We start from the raw sequence: 7,987 nt of genomic DNA on the forward strand, positions 1-7,987 counted from the left end.
TGCCCGTAAACCCAATACTACCTAGCAACATTATTTAATATTATTCCTATTTTTGATTATTTCACGATAGCTGAAATAGGTAAAAAATGGCGAAAGTAAATAAAAAGCTAGCAGCACATCTAGAGCAAAAAGTGGGTAAATTAGTTCAGCTTGGCCAATAGAGCCGCAAAATTCCCATGAAAAGATAGAAATACATTCATAAACTGAAGTTGACCAGACATATGCAGTAAGACCGAATAGAACGCTAATTATCAAAAGACTTCTCAGCATTTTTAGATATAGCTTTTTGGATGGTTTTACTTTCAAGCTTCCTGCTCCGAGGGTACTAACTTTTAAATAAGGGGCGATAACATGTAGGGCATAGTAACGAAGTGGCCCTGCGTGTTAGCGTCCCAACGAGCGATAGCGAGTGACTTTATTTGTTTGTTATATCGCAAGACCTCTGAACCTCCCTAAGACCTTTTTATCGGGAATCTGACAATGCTTTGTACCACCGAAAAGCTTAATGCGGTTGCGAGCAAAGATTTTGTAGAAGAAGTCTCTGAAAGAGCTCGGCAATATTTTAGTTACACCGAATAAAAACCAGAACCCAGTTAAGTCTTTTGCGATTTCTAATGCAGCGTCTGACCAAAGAAAAACGTGTCCGTTCTTGACCAACATAAAAGTATCAACACCTACAGTATCAACTTTATAGCGTTCGATTACTTCTTGGGCATATTCTGATTGCATTGGTGAGAATATAAAACGTTCAGATTTGTCGCGCTTCAAAATAAAGGTGACAGCTCCATTACAGAAGTTACACACACCATCGTAAATAACTAAGTTCTTTTCTTCCACTGAACTATCCCGCGATATAACATATTAATCGTCCCCAAAACGGTACGATTTCCCGAACCGGAACGGGGTTTTTGTCCGTTTAAGTTTTATTAAGCCTAACCCATAAGCTACTGCAATTACTAATAAATTTCACATTGGTGTTTTTTGCTCAAAGTTTAAAAACACCAAAACGGCGTGCAGGTGAAATTGGGGTATTTCACGCAAATGCAGTATCTTATATCATTCCATTTTGTAAATTATTTTAGTGAAAGTACCGAAGTTAAAAGGAATTACTATTGTTGGAAGGGCCTAACTACCAAAACTACTCAAATAAAGCATTGCTTGAGGCATTTGAAAGTATTGATAGGGAAACATACCCTGAACGGTTTTCATCGCTTAGCGCGATTATGCGCGAAAAAGATCTGCTGGTTGAAACACCAGAAGGGCTTCAGATAACCAACTCGGCTTTAGAAGAAGCTTATGGCCCTCAAGTAGAGTCAGAGCCTATGCCCAGCTATACGTGCGAACCACCTAAGCCCCAATACTGCGAAGAGGGAAATTACATTCCTAATGAAGTACCCTTCAGCAAACGTGCTTTCAATACAATGTTTGCGTTGGGCATTGTTGTTTACGGTAGCTACGGCCTTTACATTGATGAACTATGGGTTCCGCTTGCGAAGAAGCTAGTGGTTGCGCTGTCTGGTATTTCTGCGGTTGTAATGAGTGTCGCTATTGTGTTTGCCGCAGCGGTCTTAATTGTAGAAATTGCCGACCACTACGACAAACGCGATAACGAATTAACCTATTATAAAGCTGCAAGATTTTGCAGAGCCGCAGGTTATGGCTGTTTTGGTACTGCCGTATTAGTCGCGCTAGTAACGGGCGACTTTTATTTCGTTTAATGGCTTATTTACGCACAAATGTCCTTAGCACCATATCTACTTTCCGCTTACTAAACATAAGTAGCCTAGTGTAAGGCGCTAGGCCACGGCTGTTTTAAGTCGCTAATAACTTTATCAATCATGGTGTAAATTTGGGTTTGGTCGTCTTGCATAAGGGCAAACGCTCGCAAGCCAACAAATTGATTTTGTAGCAAGTTAGCAGATAATTCTACTGGTGTATTGTTGGGTAGTTCGCCTTTTTCAACGGCGTTAACCACTATATTTTTGAAGCAGTTTTGAAGCGTTTGCATACCTTCAATTACTGCTTTTTTTGCAATATCGCCAATTGCGTCTAATTCATTTACCGACTTAATCAACAAGCACTGACGCATAAAACGCAGTTTGTTAGGGTGTAATAGTGCTTCCGCAAAAAAATCGCGTAATGCGGCTAACGGTGAATTTGCATTTGCAACTTGGTTTAATCGCAGCTCGCTGTTCTCGGCATATTTGTCTATCACCAGCTTAAATAAGCCTTCTTTACTTTGAAAGCGCGCGTAAATACTGCCCGGGCGCATATCCAATGCTTGTTGAATATCACGCATACCCGCACCTTGAAAGCCACGCTGCCAAAACAGAATTGTTGCTTTTTCAATAACTTCATCTTGATTGTATTTCATACGGATATACCTTATGCGCGAAAGTTTTGAACGACTGTTCAATTATTGCTTGAACGCTCGTTCAAGTAAACCTATTATTAAAAACAGTTACAGCTCAGTAAGTACATTTGTTCGTGCACTTAATAGTAAATGCACAACATATTTAGTTCACATCGATAGGAGAGTGACATGACTGATTTTACAATACATACACAAGAAACAGCCCCAGAAGCAGCAAAGCCTTTACTAGAAAAATCGCAGAGCGCGTTTGGTATGATCCCGAACCTTCACGCAGTAATGGCAGAAGCGCCAACGCTATTAGATGGTTACCAAGTACTGCACAAACTAGCGCAAGAAACATCGTTTAACGCTGAAGAGCTTACCGTTGTGTGGCAAACCATTAATGTTGAGCATGCTTGTCATTACTGTGTTCCGGCACACACGGGGATCGCAAAAAGTATGTCAGTACGCGATGATCTAATTGAAGAGTTGCGAAACGATGAAACGTTATCAGACGGCAAACTTAATACGCTGAAGCAAACCGTGTTAGCCATGACTCGTGGCCGCGGCAATGTAGAAGGCGAACAGCTTAATGCTTTCTTTGAAGCGGGCTACAAGCAGCAACAGTTGCTAGAAATTGTGCTTATATTGGCGCAAAAAGTAATGAGCAACTACACCAATCACTTGGCTGAAACCCCAGTAGACGAGCCGTTCAAAAAGTTCGATTGGTCACCTAAGTAGATAGGTTCACGTTATTCAAAGAATAGCTGAAATGTAAAACAGCGCGGAGACCTAGTTTTCGCGCTGTTTTAATTGAAGTAAGTAAAAGTATTCGGTTATGCCAAATACAACAATACTGACAACGGTATAGATCACTAATGCAGATATCATGGTCAACTCGAAAGCTTTTAATAAAGCTGGCAGGTTATAATACTAAAGGGCGCTGTGCGCTAAGAACGTTTACAGCATGTGTTGTTACGCTATTATCGTAACCTTTTGCAAGCAGCTGTGCTTTTAACTCTTCGCTTAAGGAATGGTTGCTATGTTTGACTAGGGCGATAGCTTCTATTACGCAAGTAAGATGTGAAGTTGATGTAGAGTTGTTCATATTTCCAGTCTTAAAAACTTAACACCCTGCTAATGTCACCCGAATAAAAGTCAGCAACGTTACACATCAATGATGTTTTTATGAAATTTGAACCTCTTTAGCTATTCAGTGGTATTCTGCGCTTTCAATACATACGCTAACTGTGCTTTCCATGTGTGGTTTGTTAAAAGCCGGTTTTTTCCAGCCTCCACTGCATCGGTATAAAGTGTATCGGTAGCATTTGGTAGCTGCGCATCATGCGCAAAAGCGCCAGCATTGTTAAAAGCAGACAGCGCAAAAGGCGCATTCCACGTTATAACATTCGTACCAGCTGCTATGGCATGTATTACTCTTTCATGTAAGCCACGCTCGAAGCCCGGTGATTGATGCAGCACAAATTCATACTGCTTGAATTTGTCGCGAAGCGCATCAAACGACACACTTTGTTCATACTCATGAAAGTCGCATACGTTACGGTAGCGTTCTACGTTATTACCTACTACGGATAACTTAATTCCGCGCTGTGCAAAATCGAGTAAACAAGCCTCGCGCTCTTTAGCGCGTAAATAACGGTCTACCACGGCAGATATTCTTAATATACTTTCGTTAAGCGTGGTGCGTGCGGGTGAGGTAGCTGTAGGTATTACGCCAATTCGCTGCAAGAAACCGGTCACGTTAGTGCATTCATCTATAGCGGTGCCTAAACTCTTCCATACGGGAGTCAGTTCGTTAAATGCTGCTTGTTTGTCGTTAAAAGATACAGGAAACAATATGCTGTTTGGTTTTTTAAGGCTGTGTTGTTTTTCGCTACTGGCATCTTCATTACTGCTGAAAGCAGGGTCATTTTGCGCGATGGCGTGCGGGAAATAATGTGCTTTTATGCCACAGGCTCGCATGAATTCCACGTGCTCTTGTGCAACACATAATACAGTAACCGGATGACCGAAAAAGCGCAGAATTAAATGCAGCGGGTTATCTACACAAAATACATAAAGTGGGTTTGTTTTCGCATAGGCTAGGGTGTCGTGGGTGTCTGAAAGCTTGCCTAAACCTACACCGTTAAAGCTAATAACAAATGCATACTGCTCTAGCGCACAAATGTGTGGAAGGCCCTTATCTATGTTGGTTTGGTTTTCAACATTTAAGAAATCGACATCGTATCCAAGCAGTTTCAAATCGTCAGCTATGCCGTTTAAAAAATAGCTTACAACGCTGTATTGATTTTGCCCGGTTAATATCAATGCTTTCAACAACTCATCTCCCTTTGGTGATTAATCGAAATGGTATCAGGCTACGTAACACTAACGGAAGTGTTATACACTCTTAAATATTCAAATAAAGGTTTTTGTTGTACTGCGCTTGTGCTCTTTGAGCAAATCGGCATTAATGAGTGCCGACAGAATGCTTGGTACTCAAAACACGCGCTGTGTAGGAACACATTTAAGTAAGGACATCTATTGGCTAGTTATCATTTTTATGAACCCCAGCATGGGCACGGTTTGGCGCACGACCCGTTCAACGCCATTATTGCGCCGCGCCCCATAGGCTGGATATCTACGCGCTCTAAAGAGGGCGCGTTAAATTTAGCGCCTTACAGTTTTTTTAACGCCTTAAATTACACGCCGCCCATAATTGGCTTTTCAAGCGTAGGCGATAAAGACTCACTAAAGAACGCGAGTGACACAGGTGAATTTTGTTGGAATTTAGTGTCGAAACATCTCGTTGAGGCCATGAATGAAACCAGCAAGCCATTACCGCGCGGGGAAAACGAGTTTGAAGCTGCAGGGCTAGAGTGGGCGCCTGGTAACGTTGTCGATGTGCCACGCGTTAAAGCTAGCTTAGTCAGTATGGAGTGCCAAGTTACCGATATCGTGCAGCTTAAAGGGGCAGCAGGTGAGGCCGTGAATAGCTGGTTTATCATGGGTGAAGTAGTGGGCGTGCATATCGATAAATCGCTTATAGAGGACGGCGTTTACAAAACACTGAAAGGCTACCCGGTTATGCGTGGTGGAGGCCCTGGCGATTATTTTGGTATTAGTGAAGATAATTTCTTTGAGTTGCTTAGGCCTAGATAATGTATGTTCCAGCGCAGCACGAGCCAATAGTGCAGCACGATTCGAGTGCAGTGTGAGAAAGCGATAATAATGTAAAGCAGGTTGTATATGTTGAATATGAATTTTGATGAACGCTTAGCTATTGGTACTGAAGACGAACAGTGGCAGCCTTCGCCCTCTAGCACAGTGTGGCGTAAACCGCTTGAACGAGAGGCGAAAGAGTCGGGGCATACTACTAGTGTGGTGAAGTATGAAGCGGGCGCAAGTTTCAAGGAACATAGTCACCCACTGGGCGAAGAAATATTGGTGCTTGAAGGCGTATTTTCCGACGAGCACGGCGATTACCCTGCTGGTACCTATCTTCGCAATCCGCCGGGAAGTAAGCATAGCCCGTTTAGTAAAGAAGGCTGCGTTATTTTAGTTAAGCTTAACCAGTTTGATAAAAGAGACCTGCAAGAGGTAAGGGTAAATACCAATACTTCGCCATGGCTTCAAGGGCAGGGCGGTCTTCAAGTAATGCCGCTGCATAATTTTGAGCATGAACACGTTGCTTTAGTAAAGTGGCCTGTTGGCGAGGTTTTCAAGCCGCATAAACATTTTGGCGGTGAAGAAATATTTGTTCTTTCAGGAACCTTTAAAGACGAGCATGGTAGTTACCCCAAAGGTACATGGCTTCGCAGCCCTCATATGAGTCAGCACCACCCCTATGTTGATGACGAGACCGTGATTTGGGTGAAAACAGGGCATTTGCCTGTGGCGCTGTAAAACGTCAAACCAAAAAAGGAGGCCGAACGGCCTCCTTTTGCATTTATGCTATTTGCATGTGAAGCGTTAATCCCACACGCCGTCTTCAGACTTACCTTGTATTTCGCAATCACCAGCTTTGTATTCCACTTTCTCGCCGCTGTCTTTCTTTTTAAAGTAGTCTTTGCTGATAGCTACAATAGTAGGGGTCATCCACATAATGGCAATAATGTTAATTACGGTCATAAGCCCTAGCGCCATATCAGCCATTGCCCATACTTGCGGCAGCTTAGCTTGCGCACCCCAATAAATCATACCTAGGTAACCAATGGTGTACACGGCACGGCCTATACGGTTATCAAGCTTAAACATGTGTAGGTTACTTTCGCCGTAGGCATAGTTTGCCACTACCGACGTAAACGCAAATAAGCTAATTGCCGCGGCAACAAAGTCGGTACCGCCTTCACCTAAGTGACTGCTCATGGCATCTTGCGTAAGGCGTATACCTTCCATTTGTTCTGAACTAGACCCACCTGCTAGCAGAATAATAAAAGCAGTAGCGGTACACAAAATCATGGTGTCTAGAAACACGCCTAGCATTTGAATATAGCCTTGCGAAACGGGATGGTTAGGGTTTGGAGCTGCACTCGCTGCTGCGTGCGGTACAGAGCCGCTACCGGCTTCATTTGAGTAAAGGCCACGCTGAATACCATTTTTTATAGCTGCACCTAACGCGCCAGCTCCAGCTTCCTGTAAGCCAAATGCCGATTTCACAATATCCAATAGCATGGCGGGAAGTTCTGAAATGTTGATAATGGTGATGCCTAGCGCTACCAATACATAGCCAATACCCATAAAAGGCACTACGTATTCGGCGAAGCGCGCAATTCCACGTAAGCCGCCAACAACAATTAATGCGGCAAGAGCGATAATTCCCAAGCCAACGACTTCTTTTGGAAAGGTATAAGCGTTGTTTAACGCATCGGTAATGGTGTTTGCCTGTACAGCACTAAATACAAATCCATAGCCAAAGAAAAGGCACAGCGAAAAGGCTACAGCAAGCCAGGTTTTATTTAAGCCTTGTTTTATGTAGTAAGCTGGGCCGCCGCGAAACTCACCGTTTTCATCGCGTACTTTATAAAGCTGACCTAAAACACTTTCAGCAAAGCCGGTAGCCATACCTAAAAGCGCAATCATCCACATCCAGAAAATAGCGCCTGAGCCGCCTAACGAGATAGCCACGGCTACACCGGCTAAGTTACCCGTACCCACGCGTGCCGATAAGCTTGTGCAAAGGGCTTGAAACGAACTGATGCCGTCTTTTGTTGCGGTGTTACTGCCTTTTAGCAACGAAAACATGTGGCCGAAATGACGAAGCTGCACGCCACCAAGTTTTACGGTAAACCAAACGCCACAGGCTACAAGCATGACAATAAGTACTCGGCCGTCGCCCCACAACACATTATTTACAATAGAAACGAGATCGTTAATCACGCAATTTCCTTTGTTATTGTTATTTTTTAGAGCCTAACTGCTGACAGAGAAAAGCGAGCAATGCACTCAATTAGCCTAGCTGAATAAGGTGACTAAAGTGCAATGTCGGAAAAGTTCGGTAAAGCTCTAATGTAGTAAAACAATAATACTAGCATGACGCGTGGCGAAAAGGGGGAAGAAAAAAGCGCGCCTTCTATGAAGATTTGCTCTTGGATATAGCAAAAAGCAAAAAACCGCTCAAAAGAGCGGCTTTTC

The 7,987-nt window shown here is 43.2% G+C and carries 8 protein-coding genes; 4 read left to right on the forward strand and 4 right to left on the reverse strand.

Going from position 1 to position 7,987, the window contains the following annotated elements:
- Positions 1-426: 426 nt before the first annotated feature.
- The gene (locus ACGHAV_RS16800; protein WP_390383314.1) at positions 427-837 is read right to left on the reverse strand and encodes a thiol-disulfide oxidoreductase DCC family protein; all 411 of its coding nucleotides are present in this window, start codon (positions 835-837) and stop codon (positions 427-429) included.
- Between the two features lie 275 nt (positions 838-1,112).
- Here ACGHAV_RS16800 and ACGHAV_RS16805 point away from each other — a divergent pair, with 275 nt between their 5' ends.
- Complete coding sequence (locus tag ACGHAV_RS16805) at positions 1,113-1,718, forward strand: hypothetical protein (RefSeq protein ID WP_390383317.1); 606 nt, start codon at positions 1,113-1,115, stop codon at positions 1,716-1,718.
- Between the two features lie 65 nt (positions 1,719-1,783).
- On the opposite strand, the gene ACGHAV_RS16810 is transcribed toward ACGHAV_RS16805, so the two are convergent.
- Complete coding sequence (locus tag ACGHAV_RS16810) at positions 1,784-2,374, reverse strand: TetR/AcrR family transcriptional regulator (protein WP_390383320.1); 591 nt, start codon at positions 2,372-2,374, stop codon at positions 1,784-1,786.
- A 168-nt stretch (positions 2,375-2,542) separates the two neighbouring features.
- On the opposite strand from ACGHAV_RS16810, the gene ACGHAV_RS16815 reads away from it, so the two are divergent.
- Entirely contained in the window at positions 2,543-3,094 is a 552-nt protein-coding gene (locus ACGHAV_RS16815) for a carboxymuconolactone decarboxylase family protein (RefSeq protein WP_390383323.1), read from the forward strand.
- Between the two features lie 468 nt (positions 3,095-3,562).
- Here the strand turns inward: ACGHAV_RS16815 and ACGHAV_RS16820 are convergent, their stop codons facing one another.
- The gene (locus ACGHAV_RS16820; protein WP_390383326.1) at positions 3,563-4,690 is read right to left on the reverse strand and encodes a hypothetical protein; all 1,128 of its coding nucleotides are present in this window, start codon (positions 4,688-4,690) and stop codon (positions 3,563-3,565) included.
- Between the two features lie 207 nt (positions 4,691-4,897).
- Here ACGHAV_RS16820 and ACGHAV_RS16825 point away from each other — a divergent pair, with 207 nt between their 5' ends.
- Together ACGHAV_RS16825 and ACGHAV_RS16830 are read left to right on the forward strand one after the other, a co-directional pair.
- On the forward strand, positions 4,898-5,515 hold the full coding sequence (locus ACGHAV_RS16825; protein WP_390383329.1) for a flavin reductase family protein: 618 nt from the start codon (positions 4,898-4,900) through the stop codon (positions 5,513-5,515).
- A gap of 87 nt (positions 5,516-5,602) precedes the next feature.
- The gene (locus ACGHAV_RS16830; protein WP_390383332.1) at positions 5,603-6,259 is read left to right on the forward strand and encodes a cupin domain-containing protein; all 657 of its coding nucleotides are present in this window, start codon (positions 5,603-5,605) and stop codon (positions 6,257-6,259) included.
- 66 nt (positions 6,260-6,325) lie between these two features.
- On the opposite strand, the gene ACGHAV_RS16835 is transcribed toward ACGHAV_RS16830, so the two are convergent.
- Positions 6,326-7,732, reverse strand: coding sequence for an alanine/glycine:cation symporter family protein (locus ACGHAV_RS16835; RefSeq protein WP_390383335.1), 1,407 nt, complete (start codon positions 7,730-7,732; stop codon positions 6,326-6,328).
- Positions 7,733-7,987 lie beyond the last annotated feature (255 nt).

The sequence above is a fragment of the Alteromonas sp. MTD1 genome (assembly GCF_042848195.1).
GTDB lineage: Bacteria > Pseudomonadota > Gammaproteobacteria > Enterobacterales > Alteromonadaceae > Alteromonas.